This window comes from Luteolibacter flavescens, from assembly GCF_025950085.1.
Lineage (GTDB): Bacteria > Verrucomicrobiota > Verrucomicrobiia > Verrucomicrobiales > Akkermansiaceae > Haloferula > Haloferula flavescens.
On sequence record NZ_JAPDDS010000002.1, the window covers coordinates 419,058 to 436,581 of the forward strand.

The following is a 17,524-nucleotide window of genomic DNA, read 5'->3' on the forward strand; positions in this document are numbered from 1 at the left end:
GCAATGAAAGACGAACCACCTCCCTCCTCACCGGTGATCGAGATGCTCCGCCGGGCCGGTGCCGTCGAGTCGCGGCATCGCGCGCTGCGGCTGGTGATGCGCTCGCTGGTGTGGATCGCCCTCGCGGTGCCGCTGCTGATGGTGGCGGACATCCTGTTCCATTTCTCCGATGGCGTGCGGCTGGCGGGTAGCCTCGGCGTGGCCGTCGCGCTGGTGCTGGTGCTCGCCGCGGCGGCGGTGATCGCCTTCTTCGCGAGGCCCCCTTTGCTCAGGGTCGCACGTCTTCTCGAGTCGCGCGATCCCTCGCTGGGGTCGAAGCTGGTGAACTTGCTCCAGCTCGATGCCGACGCACGCTCGGCACAGGGCTCGGAACTCACCCGCGAGCTGGCGGGCCAGGCGGTGCAGCAGGCGGCGCGCTCCGTGGATTCCTCGGGCTTCCCGGTTCTCGCGCGCGATCCGCAGCGCTTCCGTTATCTCGGTCGCGCGATGGTGCTGCCGGTGTTGTTGGGGCTGGTCACGCTCTTCGGCGGGGCGGATGCCCGGCGCGAGTGGTTGCGCTTCCTCGATCCCCATGGCGATCATCCGCCGTTGTCGTTCACGCGCATCGAGATCGAGAAGCCGGAAGCCGGCACCTCGGTCCTCTACGGGGAATCCCTGCTCGTCATCGCGAAGACGCGCGGCCACATCCCGAAAGAGCTTTTTCTAACAGCCCGGCCGGAGGGCGGTGGAGAGCCATTCACCGTCGCCATGATCCCGCGGGGCGAGGGGATCTTCGTCGCGCCGCTGGAGAAGATCCACCAACCGCTGGAGGTCACCGCGCACACCCGCGGCGAGAGCAGCCGCAGCCAACGCCGCCGCATCGATCTCATCCTCACGCCGCAGATCGGCCCCGCCGTCGTGACCATCGCGCCGCCCGCTTACACCGGCCAGCCCGCGCGCGAGGTGCCCTTCCGCTTTACTGCTCTCCAAGCGCTGGAAGGCACGGCGATCACCTTCCGCCTTGGCTCGAATCGACCTCTGGGTGAGGGCAAGATTTCGCTGCTCACCGCGCCGGACCAGTCCACGGACTTCCCGCTGCTCCCGGCACCCGAGGGCGCGGCGGACAGCGCCACCGCCTCGCTGACGGCCACGGCATCGGGCCGTCTTTCCTATCATCTCGTGGACATCGCCGGTCACGCAGCGACGGAGACCCCGACTTCCACGCTGACGGTCACGCGGGATCAGCCTCCTTCCATCACGGTCACCGCACCGGAGCGCGATGCCTTCGTCGTGGAGAAGATGAGGCTGCCGCTGGTGATCGATGCGACCGATGACTACGGCCTGCGCTCGGTGCGGCTGCATGTGGGCATCGACGGGAAATTCGGCGAGCCGGTGGTCGCGGAGTTCGACAAGCCCGACGTCCGCCGCCACCGCGTGGAGCATCAGCTCGACCTCGCCGCCATGGGGGCGAATGCGGACAGCGAGATCACTGTCTTCGCCGAGGCAGTCGATACACGCCCCGAGCCGCAGATGACGCGTACCGGCAGCCGCAGGATGGGCGTGATTACCGAGGAGCAGTACAATGAATACCTCCGCCAGCGGGCCGACGTCGCAATGATCGCGGGGAAGTACGAGAACCTGCTGGCCCGCTTGCAGGAGAAGGTCGAGGCGCAGCGCGAGATCGAGAAGACCTTGAAGGAGCTTCAGGAGAAACAGGCGAAGGACCCCGACGACAAGGAACTGGAGGAGGGCCTGGCCAAGGCATTCCAGCAGCAGGACGACCTGAACCACGAACTGGAAGCGCTGGCGGAAGAGATGTCCGACTTCGGCCGGGAGGATCCCGTTTACGATTTCGAAAAGGAACTGCAGGAGCAGTTGCGCGAGCAGGCGGGGAAGCTGCGTGAGTCGGCGAAGCGCAACCGCGAAGAGACCGGGAAGGCGCTGGAATCCGGCCCGCCGCCATCCGAGCCGCCGACGAAGGAACAGCTCGACGCCATGGCGCAGGCTGCGCAGGAGCAGCGCGAACGCCTGGAAGGCGAGCGCCAGGAGGCGGAGCAGAACGTGCAGGAGCCGCTGCAGGATCTCGCGCAGCTCCACGAACTGATGAAGGACTTCAATCTCTTCAAGCAGCTTGAAGAACAGCAGCGCGAGCTCGCGGAGCAATCGAAGGCCTACGAGGAGAAGCAGGAGCTGACGCCCGACGACCGCCTCGCTATGCGCGAGATGGGAGCGAAGCAGCGGGAGCTGGGACGCAAGCTGGATGACCTCGCGCGCAAGCTCGAGCAGGACGCCGCGGCGGCGAAGGAGGAGTTCCCGCAGGCGGCGGAGAGCGCGCAGCAACTCGCCGACGCCATCGGCCAGGCAGGCATGCCCGGCATGGCTCGGGAGGCCGCGCAGGACATGCTGGAGGGTCGCGCCGATGGAGCGCATCCGCGCGCGCAGCAGCTCCACGAGGAGATGGAGAAACTTTTCGCCGAGAACGGGCAGCCCGGTCTGGAGGGCGTGCAGCAGGGCATGGATCAGGCGCTGCGGCTGGAGCGCGGGATGAATCCCGGCAATTCCTTCCGCCAGATGATGCAGTCGCTGAATTTCCGCCCGGGTCCGGGCGGCGGGTCGGGCAAGGGTGCCTCCGGAATGATGGCCAGCGGCTCCGCACCCGGCGATACGGACGTCATCGGCGGCGAGTCTCTGATGGACGGCCCCATGTCGCAGGCCATGGCCGGTCGTGGCGACCAGGGCGGCGCGGGGATGTCCGGCGCGCCCACCGCACGCATCGATGCCGCCGACAGCGGCAAGCCTGACGAGCTTTCCTCGCGACGCACCACCACGCCCGGTTCGTCATCGCTTCTGATGGAGTATGAAAACATCGCCGACGCCTACTTCCGCCGGCTCACCACGGAGAAATGATACCACTCATGAAAGCACTCCTTTTTCTAACAGCACTCTTCGCCTCGCCGGTGCTCGCCGTCGATTGGAATACCGAGACCATCCGCTGCGGGAATCTCGTCTATGGCGACAACCAGACCTCGGTGTGCTTCGCCGAGACCTTCCTCACCGAGACGGCGAGCGAGACCGGCCTGAAGATCGACCCGAAATTCGCACGCATCGCGCTGGCGACCGAGGAGGTCTTCACCACGCCGCTCTGCGTCTTCACCGGCGAGGGCGATTTCAAGCTGAAGGATTCCGAGCGCGCGAACCTGCGACGCTATCTGGAGAACGGTGGCTTCATCCTTTCCAGCCCCGGGTGCTCCAGCGAGCCGTGGGACAAGGCCTTCCACAAGGAGATTGCGCTCGCCCTACCCGGCCACGAGCTGAAGGAGATCCCAATGGACCACGAGATCTTCTCCACCGTCCACAAGATCACGAAGCTGAATGTGAAAGGCGGCGGCAGCACGCGGCTGAAGGGCATTTTCATCAATGGTCGCCTCGCGCTGGTGCATTCGCCCGAGGGCCTGAACAACGCCGCGAACGCGAAGGGCTGCTGCTGCTGCGGTGGTGCCGAGATCCTGGAGGCCAAGCAGGTCAATGTGAACGCCGTGGCCTACGCGCTCCTTCACTGAGTATTCCCGCGTGAAGAAAGTCCTCCTCATCGCCCTTGGGCTCGCTGTCGTGGTCGCCGCTGCGGCGATCTATTACACCCGGTCTCCCGGGGCAAAGCCCGCTGCCGCGCAAAAGCTGACCATCCACTTCACCTGCGACACTTCCGGCAGGCTGGAGCCGTGCGGGTGCTTCACCGGCCAGCATGGCGGCCTCACCCGTCTCATGACCTGGCTGGAGGCGAGGCCGGAGCGTCACGACACGCTCATGGTGGATGTGGGCGGCGCACTCGCCGGGGTGAATGACTACGATCTCATCCAATACCGCTACCTCGCCCGCGGCTATCAGGAGATGGGCTTCGAGGCGCTGAACATGGGCGCTGCCGAGGCGGCGATCCCCGCGAAGACCATCGCCTCGCTCTCCTCCACCTCGGCGGTGCCGCTAGTGAGCGCTTCGCTGGTGGACGCCACCACGCGGAAGGAAATCCTCGATCCCTATCGCATCGTTGAGAAGGGCGGTCGCCGCATCGGGATCCTCGGCGTGGTCTCGCCGACCAGCGTCACCGATCCCGGCGAGGGGCTGGCCGTGCTGAGCCTCGACGAGGCGATCGGGCGGCACCTCCCGGCCTTGCGTGAGAAGACGGATCTCATCGTGCTGCTCGCATTCGCAAAGGAGGCCGAGCTGCGCCGCCTGGCCCGCGACTATTATGAACTCGCGCTCATTCTCGGCGGCGACGTCGGTGGTCCGGCGCAGGACATGATCCGCGAGAACGACTCGATCGTGCTCTACACGACGAATGAAGCGCGCACCGTGGGCACGCTGACGGCGACGCTCGATGGCCAGCCCCGGACCCGTCTGTTAGATCCTGTTTACGAGATCACGCTTCTGGAAGAGAGCATCCCGCAGCACGTGGACCTGCAGGAGCTGGTGCGTGAATTCCGCGACGAGATCCGGAGCACGCCGCTCGCCGTGGATGATCCGGATGCCGTCGATCCCAGCGCCATCCCCGGCGTCCAGCCACCTGCGACCTATGTCGGCTCCGCGACCTGCCAGAGCTGCCACCCGAAGGCGTATGAGACGTGGGAGAAGAGCGGCCACGGCCATGCCTTCGAGACACTTGAGAAGAAGGGCTCCGATGCCGATCCGCACTGCATCCAGTGCCACACCGTCGGCTTCGGGCGTCCGTCCGGCTATCGCCGTCCGTTTGGAAAGGAGAAGCTCGTCGATGTCGGCTGCGAGTCCTGCCATGGCCCGGCGAGCGAGCACGTCGCGCATTTCCGCGACGGGAAGAAGACCGCCTTCAAGTTCCGGCCGGTGGGCCCGGGCGACTGCGTCACCTGCCACCACGGCGAATTTTCCCGGCCCTTCGATTGGGACAAGTTCTGGCCCCTCATCGAGCACGGAAAGGAGTGACCGGTCAGAAGAGGTCCGCGATCACCTTTGCCGCGATCTCGTGCCCCTTGCGGTTCGGGTGATTCGCCTGGGCGAGCAGCCTGTCCTGCTTCACGCCGCGCTTCAGCTCGGCCTTCCACGCGGCCCACACGTCAGCCAGCAGCACGCCTTCCTCCGCGGCCACCTTGCGGATGATGGCGGCGCGGATTTCCAGCGGCTCGTCAGGTGAATCGATCTGTGCTCCCCGCGAGCCGGTGGGTGTCAGGAAGACCACGGGCACGCCCTTCTTCTTCGCGGCGCGCGCCATGGACCGCCATGCTTTCTCCACGTCCTCCACGGGCACGCGGCGATCGTTCAGCGCGTAGTCGATGAAGACGATGTCCGGCCGCAGCGTGAGCACGTCTTTCTCGAATCTCGCCGCGCCCTTCACGCTGTCCTCGCCGCCGATCGCCGTGACGATGGAATTGATCACCGCATGGGGATGCGCCTTCTGGATCTTCCCCAGGGCCATCAGAGGGTAGGAGTCGAAGGGCTTCACCTCCGGCGTGCGGTGATACCCCGCAGGCACGCTGTGGCCGTGGAAGACGAGGTGGATGGTGCGGTTGTGCGGCCACGTTTTCGCCAGTTCCGCGCGCAATGCCGCGGGGACCTGCGGTTCGCGGGCGTGCCCGGCGCAGCTTGCGAAGAGCAGGAGGAATGGAAGGAGCAGCCACTTCATCGGCAGGGATCTTACGCTGGTTGGCAAGCGCGTCTTGCCGCGCCTCATTTCTGCACCGGCTTGCCCGCCTTCTTCCACGCGGTGATGCCGCCGGCGAGGTCATGCACGGTGAAGCCAGCCTCGCGGAGCTGCTTCGCGGCACGGGCGCTACGGCCACCGGACTTGCAATAGACGAGCACCGGCTTCTTCGGATCGAGCGCCGCCTTGGCCCCTTCGAGAAAGCCGTCCTTCGCGATGGGCACGAATTTCGCGCCCTTGATGTGGCCCTCATCCCACTCTTCCTGCGTGCGCACGTCGAGGAGCTGGGCACCGTCGGCGAGATGCTTCTCCGTCTGCTCGATCTTCACGGGAGCGGGTGCCTCCGCGGCGGACAGGGGAGTGGCGAGGGCGAGGAGGGCGAGAGCGGCTGCGATTTTCATGATGGCATTCTCGTGCGCATCGGGCGTTCGGGCAAGGGCTCCTGACTGGCGGGAGGATCGACAACGAAGCGGGCGAAATTGACGAAAGTCAGAAGACCGGACCGAGGCGGCTTGGCTGCATTTCCATTTTCGTTCGTTTCGCTCGTTTTGTTGTTCCCCATCTTCTTATCCAGACATCACCGCTTGAAAACCGGCGTCGTCCGGTCATGCCTGTGCCGTGCCTGTGCCGGAGATTCCCTGGTTCCAGTCCGCCTCCAGGCGGCGGCGCTACCTTGCGGGCATTTCCGGCGGGGCGGACTCGGTGGCGCTGCTTCACCTATTGCATCGCGCTGGCTTCCGGGATGTCGTGGTCTGCCATCTCGACCATGGCCTGCGCGGCCAGGCGTCGGCGGGGGATGCGCGATTCGTGGAGAAGCTCGCGGCCTCGCTCGGCTACCCGTGTGAATCCGGCAAGGCGGACGTGCAGGCGATGATCCGTGAAACGGGCGACTCGCTCGAGACCGCCGCCCGCGATGCCCGCCATGCCTTTTTCGCAGCCTGCTCCCGGAAGCACCGCTGCCCGCGACTGCTGCTCGCGCATCACGCCGATGACCAGGCGGAGACCATCCTGTGGAATCTCCTGCGCGGCAGCCGCGGCCTCTCCGGCATGCGCGCGGAGCAGGTGCTCCAGATGGACGGCAAGCCGGTGGAATGTCTGAGGCCGCTCCTGACGATGCGACGCGATGAGTTGCTCGCCTGGCTCGTATCCGAAAAGATCGCGTGGCGCGAGGACGCGTCGAATGCGGAACCCATTGCCGCACGGAATCGCCTCCGCAATGAAGCGCTGCCCCTGCTCTCGGACATCGCACGACGGGATATCACCGCCTTGCTGAATCGTGCGGCAGACTCCTCGGACGAGCTGCGCGTGATCGAGCGATGGGCCGTGGAGCAAGCGGCGGCGCTCGATCCGCAGGGTCGCCTGCACGTGCCACGGCTGCGCACGCTGCCGCGCGAGGTCCAGTCGGCGTGCTTGTACGATTACCTTCGTACTTCCGGCGTCCCGGAGCTGTCGCGCGATCTCGTCGCGCGCGGCCTCACGCTGCTCGATGCAGACGGGCCGCCCGCGGTCAATCTGCCGGGCGACCGGGTACTCCGCCGGAGGGCGGGCAGGATCTTCATCGTGTAGCGGAGGCTCGCCAGGGTGCGGCGTGTGTGATTGGTTCCGGTCATACCGCCATGATATCTTTCCCTTCCCTCCGTTCGTTCGCCGTCATCCTGCTGGCCGTCACCGCACCGCTTGCTGCCGATCCTTCCGAAGACAAGCGGTTCACCGCGATGATCAAGGAAGACGCCACGACCAGGACGACCACGGTGCGTGTCCGCATCCCGAAGGACGCCCATGCGACGCCCGTCCAGTCCGTCTATCTGCAACGTGCGAGCAAAACGGGCCTCGACCTCAATGTTCCCGTGAGCTTCACCGAGGGGCCGGAGGGAGTATCCGTTTACCTCATGCTGCCCACCGATCTCGCGCGGCAGGCCACCCTGCGCGTGAGCCATCGCGCGGCGGAGACGGGCGGGGCTGGCAGCGGTGGCCAAGCAGGGGAGGCCTACAAGATCCCGCTGGTGGAGCCGAAGAAGTGAGCGCCGCTCAATCCCACTCCAGCACCACCTTGCCGGATTGACCGGACATCATCGTCTCGAAGCCCTTCTTGAAGTCGGCGATGGGGAAGCGGTGCGTGATCACCGGCGAGATATCCAGGCCCGCGCGGATCATGCTGCTCATCTTGTACCACGTCTCGAACATCTCGCGGCCGTAGATGCCCTTCAGGACGAGGCCTTTGAAAATGACCTTGTCCCAGTCGATGGCCACCTTGTCCGGGAAGATGCCGAGCAGGGAGACCTTCGCGCCATTCGAGGTGTGGTTGAGGATGTCATTCAGGCCCGATGGGTGGCCGGACATTTCCAGCGCCACGTCGAAGCCTTCCTTCATGCCCAGCGACTTCATCGCGTCGGACAGGGACTCCTCGGCGACGTTCACGGTGCGGGTGGCACCGAGCTTCTTCGCGAGCTCCAGGCGCCAGGGATTCACGTCCGTCACCACCACGTGGCGGGCACCTGCGAAGCGGCAGACGGCCGCGGCCATGCAGCCGATGGGGCCGGCACCGGTGATGAGCACGTCCTCCGCCACCAGGTCCCAGGAGAGCGCGGTGTGGACGGCATTGCCCAGCGGGTCGAAGCACGAGATGACCTCCTCCGGGATCGAGGGATCGACCTTGTAGACGTTGCGATACGGGATGGAAAGATACTCGGCAAAGGCACCCGGGCGATTCACGCCCACGCCCAGCGTCTCCGGGCAGAGGTGGCGGCGGCCCGCGAGGCAGTTGCGGCAGCGGCCGCAGACGATGTGGCCTTCACCGGAGACGAGTTCGCCGGGGACGATGTCGGTCACGCCTTCGCCCACCGCCTCGACCACGCCGCAGAATTCATGGCCCACGTGCATCGGCACCGGGATGGTGCGCTCTGCCCAGGCGTCCCACTTCCAGATGTGGACGTCGGTGCCGCAGATGGAGGTCTTCTTGATCTTGATGAGCACGTCCATGGGGCCCACTTCGGGCATCGGGACGTCCATCATTTCGAGTCCGGGACCGGCGGTGGCTTTGACGAGCGCTTTCATCAGATGAGGTGCGCGAGGAATCGTGCACGGCCCCCCGGGGCGGACTAGGGAAATGTTTTCCGCCCGGGAAAAGTGACTAAGCCGCGCGGGACGGTTGGCGGAATCGGTCCAAAGGCTGCTCCAGGTAGCGCCAGCACAGCCACGCCACGCCCCACGAGGCGAGCGCGAAGAAGATGAGCCGAACGCCGAGCAGCGGGCCGTGGAAGGTGGGATGCTCGAAGACGGGGTGCCACAGGATCGGCATCACGGTGCCCAGCGCGAGCGGCACGGTGGTGTGAAAGAGGTAAAGCCCGTAGCTGATCCGGCCGATGTGCTGCGCCACCGGGTGCTCCAGAATTCTCCCCAGCGGGCCGGTGAAGCCGTGGAGCGTCGCGGAGATCAGCGCGGCGAAGAGAATGGAGACAAAGGTCTGCTGGAAGTGCCGCAGCCCGGGCACGGAGCGGTCCGCCTCATCCAGGCAGTAGAGTATCACGTAGGAGGCGAAGGCGATCCACCCGGCGATGCGCACCCGGCAATCGCCCGGCTGCATTCCGCGCTCCATCGCCAGCGCGAGCAGCGCCCCCACGGCGAAGTAGTCCGCGGCGCAGGTGGAGATCGCACCGGGGTGCGGGATCTCGGGGAAATGGTGGAGCAGCACCCAGCGGCTCAGCGGGGCCAGCATCACGAAGCCCGTCAGCAGGGGAGCCAGCATCCGCCGTGGAGAGAAGAAGATCAGCAGCGGCCACAGGAAGTAGAACTGCATCTGGATCGCCAGCGTCCAGTAGTGTGCCGTGCCCGAGGGATAGTCGGGCAGGTAGGCCATGTGGAGATTTGAGACATGGGTCAGATACACCCACGGGTGTGCGCGCATGTCCGGGGCCGCGCAGATCCAGGCGAAGGCCATGGCGGCGTAGCACGGGATGAGGATGCGGATGGCGCGGCGCTTCAGGAAGTGCCGCGTGGCCATCTTCCGCCACGGCTTCTGCAGCTTTTCCCCGGCATCCCGGTCCCGCAGCAGCACGCGGGTGATGAGGAAGCCGGTGAGCGTGAGGAAGAAGTAGAGGCCGATCTCGAAAGGCAGCGCCCCGCGCCACTCCCGCGGTGCCCAGTGCAGCCACATCACGCCCAGCACGGCGAAGGCGCGCCAGCCATCCAGTTGGGTGTTTCGCGGTGCGGACAAGGTGGTGCGACGCTGTCAGGAGCGGCGGGAGATCACAGGGAAAAAATGCGAGGGATCCTTGCCGCTGGATCCACGGACACTTTCACAGCAGCAGTGCATAGCGGGTTATCAGTATCACGGACAGCACGGCAAAGGGGACGACGAGACACTGCAGGATGATAAATGCAGTAAGTGGTGGGAAGATCTTGTCGGTCGGGATTCTTGGATCGATCAGCTTCCGGTCAAGCATGCCGAGGCAACAGGTTGCGATGAAGCTCGCGAAGATCCACCCATAGAACCATGTGTCGTTCTCAACCGAAGGAATGTGCCGCTGAAGCAGGATTATTAGCTCCGCGGCGGCATATCCGAAGCACGTCGGCATGATCCAGACCACTACCCGAAACCGATATGAGGGGTTGTTTCGGAATGAGGGCTTATCGCGCATTTCGGACAGGTTTTCGAATTTTTCCAAAAATTAGGCCAAGCTTTCGCGATGTCACGATTATCGCCGGAAACGCTTGAAATTGACCGGATTTCCGCTGGCCAACTAACATGACCGGACGTAGCATTACGCAGTTTCTAAAAATTCCCTGCCTCAATTGGCACGGGCATTGCTCAAGGCTCAATCGACCAATCCGCCGCACCATGAAGAAAATCGAAGCGATCATCAAACCGTTCAAGTTGGAGGAAGTGAAAGAAGCCCTTGCCGAAGTCGGTGTGCAGGGCATGACCGTGACTGAAGTGAAGGGCTTCGGCCGTCAAAAAGGCCACACGGAAATCTACCGCGGCTCCGAGTACACCGTGGACTTCCTTCCCAAAGTGAAGATCGAAATCGTGGTGGACGACGCGCAGGCCGGCGGCGTGGCCGAGGCCATTGTGAAGAGCGCGAACACCGGCAAGATTGGTGACGGCAAGGTCTTCATCTCCACGATCGAGGAAGCCATCCGCATCCGCACCGGCGAGACCGGTTCGTCCGCGGTTGCCGTGAACTGAGACCACCCAAATTTTTCCCAGGTCATCGCCCGGCTCTCCCCAGGGAGTCGGGCTTTTTCGTGGGCGGAAGGAGGTGGTGCCTAGAGTTTGAACCCAGTCTAGGAAGCCGCCCTCACCGGGAATCCCCGCTGGGAGCGCCCGCTGGGAGCGCGGAGCCACTGGCCCGCAGAAGCACCGGAGCGGTCCGCTACAGGGGTAGCTTCCCCACTGTCACCAGTGCGACTACGGTTGGCCGTGCGGACCGTACAAGTGAGCGGCATTTCTCCATCCTCCGTAGTCGTGGTGGTGACACCACGGAAGCGACCGGTGGAGTCCGCCTCGCTTCGTCGTGAGGCGCGAGAAGATCGCAGCGTGGATCGCTGATCGCTCTTCCCGGACTCTCCGGTCATCGCGCGGCAATGCCCGGCTTCCATCTGGAAAATAACGCTCTCATGGGGAAGAAGGAACGCCGAGCTTTGGGATGAAATCGCCGGGCAATCTGAGGTCATGCCGTGCAGCCCATGCGGGCCGCTTCATGTAGCGGCCCGCCCCCGTGCTTCTGCGGGCCAGTGGCTCCGCGCTCCCAGGAGGGAAGCCTCCCCGCGGCGGAGCCACACCCATTGGCGCGGCTCCGCTTTCACGGCCTGCCTTATGGCAGCACCAGCACCGCGCTGGCGGCAGCCGGGGCATCGAGGCGTTCCTGTAGCGTCGTGCGGATCGCGGTCGCCGTGCGGGCGACCTTGCCGTCGTGCACTTGCTTGCCATTCACGATGACCTTCACCGGCTGGTCCAGATCGACCAGCTCGTCGGAAAGCCGCAGTTCCGTCTTCGCAGGGACATCGCCCTCCAGGCGGATGGTCTGTCCCTCCACCGTGGCCACGATCTTTTCACCGGCCTTCGCCGCCGCCTTGTCCGTGATCTTCAGCCAGTAGAAGCGGTCGTGTGTGATGTCGTCCTGTAGCCAGACAATCTTCTTCGGCCACGGATTGCGGGTGAAGCCTGCCATCCACGGCACGCCCTCGGCGTCCTTGCGATTCATCCAGTGCGGCAGGCCCTCGTAGATGCGGGACATGTGGACATACGCGCCCGGGTCGTCCTTCGCGAGTTGGTCCAGCTCGGCGGTCTTCGCCGCGGCGATCTTGTTGCGGTCGTACGCCGCGTCATTGCCGCCCATGAAGATCGCGAAGGGAAGATTCCGCAGGCCCAGCAGCGAGGCTTCGTTCGGGTGGCCCGCCATCATCGCCGCCGCGGCGTAGCGGTCCGCCATGCGCGGCGCGAGCTGCCAGACGCCATCGCCGCCGGCCGAGTAGCCCATCAGGTAGATCTTGTTCGGATTCACGCCGCGCAGTGCGACGTGGTCCTCGATGAGGCGCTGGAACATCGGGTCGATGTGGCTCTCGTGCCACAGGTTCCAAGTATCGGTTGGTGCGCGCGGCGCGATGTAGATGCCCTCGGCGGGCTCGTAGAGGCGGATCTGGTTTTGCCACTGCTGGTCATTCACCCGCGGCGGCGCGCTGCCACCGCCGTGCATGGAGATCCACAGGCTGCGGCCGTCCGCCGGGGCTTCGCCAAAGGTCTTCTCCAGCCAGCGCAGCGTCTTGCCATCCACGGTGATCGCCTTCTTCTCCAGCTCATCCTTCCGCTCTCCGGCCAGTGCTGCCGAGCGATCGGCCGCCAGCAGCTTCGTCACGCGGGCGGCGTCCGTCTTGCTCAGGTCGCCCGGCAGGTCATCGCCCTTCCGGTCCGAGGAAAGCCACACCTCCACGGTCGAGACCGCGCAGGGCACCGGGGCCATCTCCTCCCAGCTCGCGTCCACCGTAGGGTCGCCCTTTTCCAGCGGACCGTAGGCCATCTCGCGGAGCTCGCCGTCCTTCGAGAATCGCAGCCAACCCTTCGCGCCCGGCTTCAGCTCGAAGCGCGGCATGTCATTCAGGTCCGCCGTACCGGCCTTCGTCTCGGCCTCGCCGATCTTCTTGCCGTTCTCGTCCAGCAGCGTCAGCGGCACCGCCAGGCGCTCGCCGCCCTTCTTCTGGAAAATCCGCACGCCCAGCTTTGCCAGCGGGGCCGCCTCGGGGGCCTTCGCGTAGGTCGCGGTCACATTCACCGCTGCCACTGCCTGGCTGCCCGGTGCCCAGACCATCGGGAAGGAAAGGCCGTCCTTCTTCCACGAGGTCGAGTAGATCGCATACTTCGGCTCGTCCGCCTTGGCCTGCGCCGCATCGTTCACGAACCACCCGCGATTCAGCCCGTCGTTGTCATACTCGTCGGCACCGGTGAAGTGCCAGCCGCCGTCCCACACTTCCACCCAAGTGTGATTCCCGCGCTCGTTCGCCCACAGCGGCGTGCCGGTGGCGCGGGCCGGGATGCCCACCGCGCGACACGCATCCACCAGGATGATCGAGAGGCCGGTGCAGGTCGCCTTGTTGATCGCGATCGACTCGCTCGGACTCTGGTTCGGCGCCTTGCGACCGGTATTGTAGTGGACGTTGATGATCTTGAAGAACTCGCGGTTCAGCGCCTGCACCGCATCGGTCGCCGTCTTCGCGTCCTTCACCAGCGGGCGTGCCTTCTCCAGGAAGTCCTTCCGCCACTCCTCGCGTGTCTCGTCAAAGACCGCGTAGGGCAGCACGTCATTGAGGAAGATCTCCTCCGGCACCTGCTTCGCCCACGGGAATTCCTCGCGAGCCTGGAAGGCGAGGTTCAGATTGTCCGACAGGAAGTCCGCGGAGAGCGACTCGCGGTCCTTGGCCGGCATGTGTTCCGTGAGGAACTTGGCGGCGCGCTCGCCGGCCTCGCCGTGTTTCGCCTTCGCGGCGGTGATGAAGTCGTCGGTCGGCGCGCCGAGCGCTGCGGCCGCCAGCCCGAGCAGGGGAAGGAAAAATCGCATGACGCGCACCCTAGCGAAGCGGGCAGCGCGATCAATCTCCGGATTTTTTTGTTCCGGAAAGTGAGCATCGATTCGCTTTGATGTCAGGATCCGCTGACGAATGCCGCCGCCGCCTGTGCTGCCGCGACGTGGGCGGCGATGCGGTCTTGCAGGCAATTCGCGCTGGGCGTCTCGAAGGTGAAGGAGACCGGGCAGCCGCGCTTTGCCAGGAAGATCGCCTCCGGCCAATTCCCCGGGAGGTCCGCTTCCGCGGCGTGGTAGATCCAGCCGGTGTCGCGGATCTCGTGGCCGTCGATCAGCGCTCCCTCCTCCGGCGGGAACCACGGCTCCACCGCTTGCAGGATGGAGGCTGCGCGGTCCGGCAGATCGTCCCCCAGATTGATCTCGTAGAAGTAGAAGCCGCTCGTTTCCCAGTCCTCGTGGAGCGAGATGAAGATCCGCGGGCAGGGCAGCGATTCCAGCCACGCCGCGTGCACCTGCACCTCCTCGGTACTGCGGTTCCAGTAGTCGCGGTTCAGGTCCACGCCCGCGGCATTGTGGCGGGTGCCGGCGACCAGTCCGGTGGGATTCAGGGCCGGGCAGACGAGCCACGGGCCATCGTCAAAGGCGCCCTGCCTCAGCAGTTCCAGTGCGGCCCAAGGTCCTGCCGGTTCGTCGCCATGCATCCCGGCGGACAGGTAGCCTGCGGGGCCTTCGCCCGGCTTTTCCCATGCCACCAGCGGTCCCGCTGCCGTGTGGCACAGCGTCCGCGCGGTGAATCCACGTTCACCGGCAAGCGCGCCGAACTCGGCAAGGAAGGACAGGAGCTCGAAGGCCACGCCCGGAGGATGCCCCGGACCCGCCGGGGCCGATCAAGCGGATTCAGATCCCCGATGCGTGATTGCCGGGCCGATGCCAATGGACGGAGCTGCGCATCGTGGTCCGCATCGCTCCGCGTGCGGTTTAGCCGGTAGGGGAGCCTGTGGTGGAGTCCGCCATCATATAGCTTCGACCGCACGCGGGGCGATGCGGACCACGATCGAGGCCGCCCCGGCACTCAAAGTTCGCTTCAATCCCCACCAGGTGCAGGCCACGGCAGGATCTCCGCCAGCTCGAAGTCGATGATGCAGAAGCGTCCTGCCCGGGCGTCGTAGGTGATGTTCCGCGGCTCCGCGTCCAGATGGCGGACGCCATAGTCGCGTTCCAGATCGGCGAAGAGCTGGTCGGCCCGCTCCTTCGAGATCGTCGGGGCCGGCTGGCCGCAGCTCGTGGAGACGAAGTAGAGTTCGTCCGGATGCTCTTCCACCAGCTTCGGTACGTAGGGGCAGCCGCGTTCCTGCAGGACTTTCAGCACGGCCACCTCGTTGGCGTAGCGCTTGTCCGCATCGGTGCCGCGGAAGCGCTTGTGCACGTTTCCCGTCCAATCGAGCCGCACGTGGGCGCGGATGCCGTCCTTCAGTTCCTTCATAAGCCCAGAATGGCGCGTGCCACGGAGAAATAAATGACCATCCCCGATACGTCGACGATCGCGGCGATGGCCGGGGCCGAGACCACCGCCGGGTCCAGCTTCACCGCCCGCGCACCGAGGGGCAGCAGCGAGCCGAGGAATGTCGCGGAGGTGACCTGCGTGGTGAGTGCCACGGCTACCGCGAGCGCCACCTTTGCCAAGCTCATCCCCGGAGGTAGCGGCAGGTGGAAGAAGGGCAGCAGCACCATGGTGAAGAGCGCCATGCACAGCCCCAGCAGCGCGCCGAGGAAGAAGCCGGTGCGCAGCTCCTTCCACGCGACCTCCCCGGCGGCACCGGGATTGATCTCCCCGAGCGACATCGCGCGGATCACCATGGTCGAGGCCTGCCCGCCGGTATTCCCGCCCGCCGCCACCACCATCGGCAGGAAGAGCGAGAGCAGGAAGACCTGGCTGAGGATGGAGCCAAAGCGCATCATCACATAGCCGGAGAGGATGGACACGAATGCCAGCCCGGTGAGCCACCCCGCACGGCGGCGGAAGTGGGTGAGGATCGTCGTATTCAGATACGTCTCCTCGGACTGCTCGCCACCGATACCGGCGATCTTTTCGATGTCCTCCGTGCTTTCCTCCTGGAGGATCTCCATCGCGTCGTCGTGGGTGACGATGCCGAGCAGGTGGTCGAATTCATCGACCACGGGCAGCGCGATGAGGTCGTACTTCAGCAGCATGTTCGCCGCTTCTTCCTGGTCCGCGGTGGCCAGCACGCGCTCCGTGCCGATCTCGCGCATGATGTCCCGCACGGGGGTGTCCCAGGTATTGAAGGCGAGGTCGCGGAAGCGGAGCTTGCCGAGCAACCTGCCCTTTTGATCCACCACGAAGATCCGGCTCAGCGTCTCGGTGGACTCCTGCCCGCGGCGCAGCATCTCGATCGCCTGCTTCACCGTCTGGTGGACGAAGACGCGGCCGATCCGCGTGGTCATGCGGCCGCCTGCCGTATCGTGCTCGTATTTCAGCAGCGAGCGGGTCAGCTCCTCATCCTCCGGCCCCAGCAGGCCCAGGAAGCGCTGCCGTGCCTCATCGCCCACGTCCTGGAGGATGTCCACGCGGTCATCGTCGGAGAGCTCGTGAAAGAGCACCTTCAGCTCGGACGGGCTGAAGGCCCCGAGTGCCTGCTCGATCATCGAGTCCGGCAGCTCCACCACCATGTCGGCCGCCTTTTCCGGGCCGATGGTCTTCAGGAAGAGGTCGCGCTGTTCCTCCTCGATCTCCTGATAGGCCTGGGCGAGGTCGGCATAGTGCATCTCCTCGGCCAATTCCCGGATGACGCTGCAATCCGCCGCCTCGATGGCTCGCATGAGCTCGTCGAGTGGCAGTTTGGCTTCGTCGTCCGGCATGGGGCGGAGTGTATGGCCGGACTCCGCACCGCCAAGCGCGGAGAGGTGACGGCCCTTCCAAAAAAAGGTGGGTCAGGAGGGGGGCCGGCTGCTCAGGGCTTCAGGTCCAGTGCCGCCTTGTCACTGCCATCCATCAGGAATGGCACCGACTCGTGGAGGTGGCGGATTTTCCAGGCATCGGCGGACTTCTCCAGCCCCATCGTCAGCCGGAACCACAGGTCGGTCCTCTCGCCCGATTTCTTCGTGCCGTTCAGATGCGCGAGAGCATGAGCCCATGCGACCGGGCCGGACGCCTTCACCTGGAGGTCGCGGAGTTCCTGATGGAGCGGCCCGTCGAAGGTGTCGAACCACCCGGCGAGGTTTTCTTCCAGCGGCTCATCCGCCACCAGGGGCGGTGCGAGGTAGTAGCCCACCGGATCGCCATCGACTTGCGCCGCCACCAGCGCCACGTCCTTCCGGCAGATGCCATCGTTCCATCGGGCGATCACGGATTCGATCTCCTCCCGGCTCGCGCTTTCCGCCGTATCGCTGCCGAAATACACCTGCACGTGGACCACCTGGTCGCCGCGAAAGGTGAAGACCTCCGTATTCCGGAACCGGGCCCCGGCCTTGTCCGTGGCCAGATAGGTGACCACCACGTCATCCCCATCCTCCAGCAGCTTCTCGATTCCGAAGGTGCCCGCGTGCTTGCTATTCGGCCAGCAGCGGGCGAAGTAGCTTTCCCGGCTGATCCTGTCGTCGATGGGGCTGCTGAAGGTGAAGTCATCGGCCAAGATCGGCTCGATGAGGCTGCGGTCCTTTTTCTCGTAGGCTTCGAAGCAACGGCGGGTGAGTTCGGCGCGAGTGCTCATGGCATGGTGCAGGCGGGGTGTCGCCAGACCATCCGCTGAATCCGTGCCACTGCGCCGGTCGCGGGAATGCTCGCGCTACACGGCCTTCGAGGTAGCCTTGGTCGACCGATGTCCGGGCATCACTTGCATTGCGCATG

Annotated in this window: 16 protein-coding genes; 6 read left to right on the forward strand and 10 right to left on the reverse strand. The window is 65.3% G+C overall.

Annotated elements, in window-relative coordinates:
* The first annotated feature begins 3 nt into the window (after positions 1 to 3).
* The 3 genes from OKA04_RS05270 to OKA04_RS05280 are packed head-to-tail and all read left to right on the forward strand — an operon-like array spanning position 4 to position 4,929.
* Positions 4 to 2,886, forward strand: coding sequence for a coiled-coil domain-containing protein (locus OKA04_RS05270; protein ID WP_264500088.1), 2,883 nt, complete (start codon positions 4 to 6; stop codon positions 2,884 to 2,886).
* Positions 2,887 to 2,894: 8 nt separating this feature from the next.
* Positions 2,895 to 3,539 carry a DUF4159 domain-containing protein gene (locus OKA04_RS05275; RefSeq protein WP_264500089.1) on the forward strand — a complete coding sequence of 215 codons (645 nt, stop codon included), beginning with the start codon at positions 2,895 to 2,897 and terminating at the stop codon, positions 3,537 to 3,539.
* 10 nt (positions 3,540 to 3,549) lie between these two features.
* Positions 3,550 to 4,929, forward strand: coding sequence for a multiheme c-type cytochrome (locus OKA04_RS05280; RefSeq protein ID WP_264500090.1), 1,380 nt, complete (start codon positions 3,550 to 3,552; stop codon positions 4,927 to 4,929).
* Between the two features lie 4 nt (positions 4,930 to 4,933).
* Here the strand turns inward: OKA04_RS05280 and OKA04_RS05285 are convergent, their stop codons facing one another.
* Entirely contained in the window at positions 4,934 to 5,626 is a 693-nt protein-coding gene (locus tag OKA04_RS05285) for an SGNH/GDSL hydrolase family protein (RefSeq protein WP_264500091.1), read from the reverse strand.
* A 44-nt stretch (positions 5,627 to 5,670) separates the two neighbouring features.
* The gene (locus tag OKA04_RS05290; protein ID WP_264500092.1) at positions 5,671 to 6,045 is read right to left on the reverse strand and encodes a rhodanese-like domain-containing protein; all 375 of its coding nucleotides are present in this window, start codon (positions 6,043 to 6,045) and stop codon (positions 5,671 to 5,673) included.
* Positions 6,046 to 6,262: 217 nt separating this feature from the next.
* Here OKA04_RS05290 and tilS point away from each other — a divergent pair, with 217 nt between their 5' ends.
* Positions 6,263 to 7,210 carry a tRNA lysidine(34) synthetase TilS gene (gene tilS, locus OKA04_RS05295; RefSeq protein WP_264500093.1) on the forward strand — a complete coding sequence of 316 codons (948 nt, stop codon included), beginning with the start codon at positions 6,263 to 6,265 and terminating at the stop codon, positions 7,208 to 7,210.
* A 50-nt stretch (positions 7,211 to 7,260) separates the two neighbouring features.
* Positions 7,261 to 7,665 carry a hypothetical protein gene (locus OKA04_RS05300; RefSeq protein ID WP_264500094.1) on the forward strand — a complete coding sequence of 135 codons (405 nt, stop codon included), beginning with the start codon at positions 7,261 to 7,263 and terminating at the stop codon, positions 7,663 to 7,665.
* Positions 7,666 to 7,672: 7 nt separating this feature from the next.
* Here the strand turns inward: OKA04_RS05300 and tdh are convergent, their stop codons facing one another.
* From tdh to OKA04_RS05315, 3 genes are all read right to left on the reverse strand, one after another.
* Complete coding sequence (gene tdh, locus OKA04_RS05305) at positions 7,673 to 8,698, reverse strand: L-threonine 3-dehydrogenase (RefSeq protein WP_264500095.1); 1,026 nt, start codon at positions 8,696 to 8,698, stop codon at positions 7,673 to 7,675.
* Between the two features lie 76 nt (positions 8,699 to 8,774).
* Positions 8,775 to 9,857 carry an acyltransferase family protein gene (locus OKA04_RS05310; RefSeq protein WP_264500096.1) on the reverse strand — a complete coding sequence of 361 codons (1,083 nt, stop codon included), beginning with the start codon at positions 9,855 to 9,857 and terminating at the stop codon, positions 8,775 to 8,777.
* A gap of 82 nt (positions 9,858 to 9,939) precedes the next feature.
* Positions 9,940 to 10,281, reverse strand: a complete 342-nt coding sequence (locus OKA04_RS05315) for a hypothetical protein (RefSeq protein WP_264500097.1) — start codon at positions 10,279 to 10,281, stop codon at positions 9,940 to 9,942.
* Positions 10,282 to 10,481: 200 nt separating this feature from the next.
* Between OKA04_RS05315 and OKA04_RS05320 the strand changes: the two genes are divergently transcribed.
* On the forward strand, positions 10,482 to 10,829 hold the full coding sequence (locus OKA04_RS05320; RefSeq protein ID WP_211630810.1) for a P-II family nitrogen regulator: 348 nt from the start codon (positions 10,482 to 10,484) through the stop codon (positions 10,827 to 10,829).
* A 628-nt stretch (positions 10,830 to 11,457) separates the two neighbouring features.
* Here OKA04_RS05320 and OKA04_RS05325 read toward each other — a convergent pair.
* From OKA04_RS05325 to OKA04_RS05345, 5 genes are all read right to left on the reverse strand, one after another.
* Complete coding sequence (locus OKA04_RS05325; RefSeq protein WP_264500098.1) at positions 11,458 to 13,695, reverse strand: transglutaminase domain-containing protein; 2,238 nt, start codon at positions 13,693 to 13,695, stop codon at positions 11,458 to 11,460.
* Between the two features lie 83 nt (positions 13,696 to 13,778).
* Positions 13,779 to 14,513, reverse strand: coding sequence for a M14 family metallopeptidase (locus tag OKA04_RS05330; RefSeq protein ID WP_264500099.1), 735 nt, complete (start codon positions 14,511 to 14,513; stop codon positions 13,779 to 13,781).
* 230 nt (positions 14,514 to 14,743) lie between these two features.
* Positions 14,744 to 15,142, reverse strand: coding sequence for a BUD32 family EKC/KEOPS complex subunit (locus tag OKA04_RS05335; protein WP_264500100.1), 399 nt, complete (start codon positions 15,140 to 15,142; stop codon positions 14,744 to 14,746).
* Positions 15,139 to 16,536 (reverse strand): magnesium transporter, encoded by a 1,398-nt coding sequence (gene mgtE / locus OKA04_RS05340; RefSeq protein ID WP_264500101.1) that lies wholly within the window; start codon positions 16,534 to 16,536, stop codon positions 15,139 to 15,141. Before mgtE ends, OKA04_RS05335 begins: the two co-directional genes overlap by 4 nt.
* Positions 16,537 to 16,628: 92 nt before the next feature.
* The gene (locus tag OKA04_RS05345) at positions 16,629 to 17,387 is read right to left on the reverse strand and encodes a nuclear transport factor 2 family protein (RefSeq protein WP_264500102.1); all 759 of its coding nucleotides are present in this window, start codon (positions 17,385 to 17,387) and stop codon (positions 16,629 to 16,631) included.
* Between the last annotated feature and the right edge of the window lie 137 nt (positions 17,388 to 17,524).

What these genes read in the sequence shown, in the direction of transcription:
- OKA04_RS05325 (WP_264500098.1), bottom strand. Translation starts at nt 13,695, where the DNA reads ATGCGATTTTTCCTTCCCCTGCTCGGGCTGGCGGCCGCAGCGCTCGGC.
- mgtE (WP_264500101.1), bottom strand. Translation starts at nt 16,536, where the DNA reads ATGCCGGACGACGAAGCCAAACTGCCACTCGACGAGCTCATGCGAGCC.
- OKA04_RS05285 (WP_264500091.1), bottom strand. Translation starts at nt 5,626, where the DNA reads ATGAAGTGGCTGCTCCTTCCATTCCTCCTGCTCTTCGCAAGCTGCGCC.
- OKA04_RS05345 (WP_264500102.1), bottom strand. Translation starts at nt 17,387, where the DNA reads ATGAGCACTCGCGCCGAACTCACCCGCCGTTGCTTCGAAGCCTACGAG.
- tdh (WP_264500095.1), bottom strand. Translation starts at nt 8,698, where the DNA reads ATGAAAGCGCTCGTCAAAGCCACCGCCGGTCCCGGACTCGAAATGATG.
- OKA04_RS05300 (WP_264500094.1), top strand. Translation starts at nt 7,261, where the DNA reads ATGATATCTTTCCCTTCCCTCCGTTCGTTCGCCGTCATCCTGCTGGCC.
- OKA04_RS05270 (WP_264500088.1), top strand. Translation starts at nt 4, where the DNA reads ATGAAAGACGAACCACCTCCCTCCTCACCGGTGATCGAGATGCTCCGC.
- OKA04_RS05315 (WP_264500097.1), bottom strand. Translation starts at nt 10,281, where the DNA reads ATGCGCGATAAGCCCTCATTCCGAAACAACCCCTCATATCGGTTTCGG.
- OKA04_RS05275 (WP_264500089.1), top strand. Translation starts at nt 2,895, where the DNA reads ATGAAAGCACTCCTTTTTCTAACAGCACTCTTCGCCTCGCCGGTGCTC.
- OKA04_RS05320 (WP_211630810.1), top strand. Translation starts at nt 10,482, where the DNA reads ATGAAGAAAATCGAAGCGATCATCAAACCGTTCAAGTTGGAGGAAGTG.
- OKA04_RS05335 (WP_264500100.1), bottom strand. Translation starts at nt 15,142, where the DNA reads ATGAAGGAACTGAAGGACGGCATCCGCGCCCACGTGCGGCTCGATTGG.
- OKA04_RS05290 (WP_264500092.1), bottom strand. Translation starts at nt 6,045, where the DNA reads ATGAAAATCGCAGCCGCTCTCGCCCTCCTCGCCCTCGCCACTCCCCTG.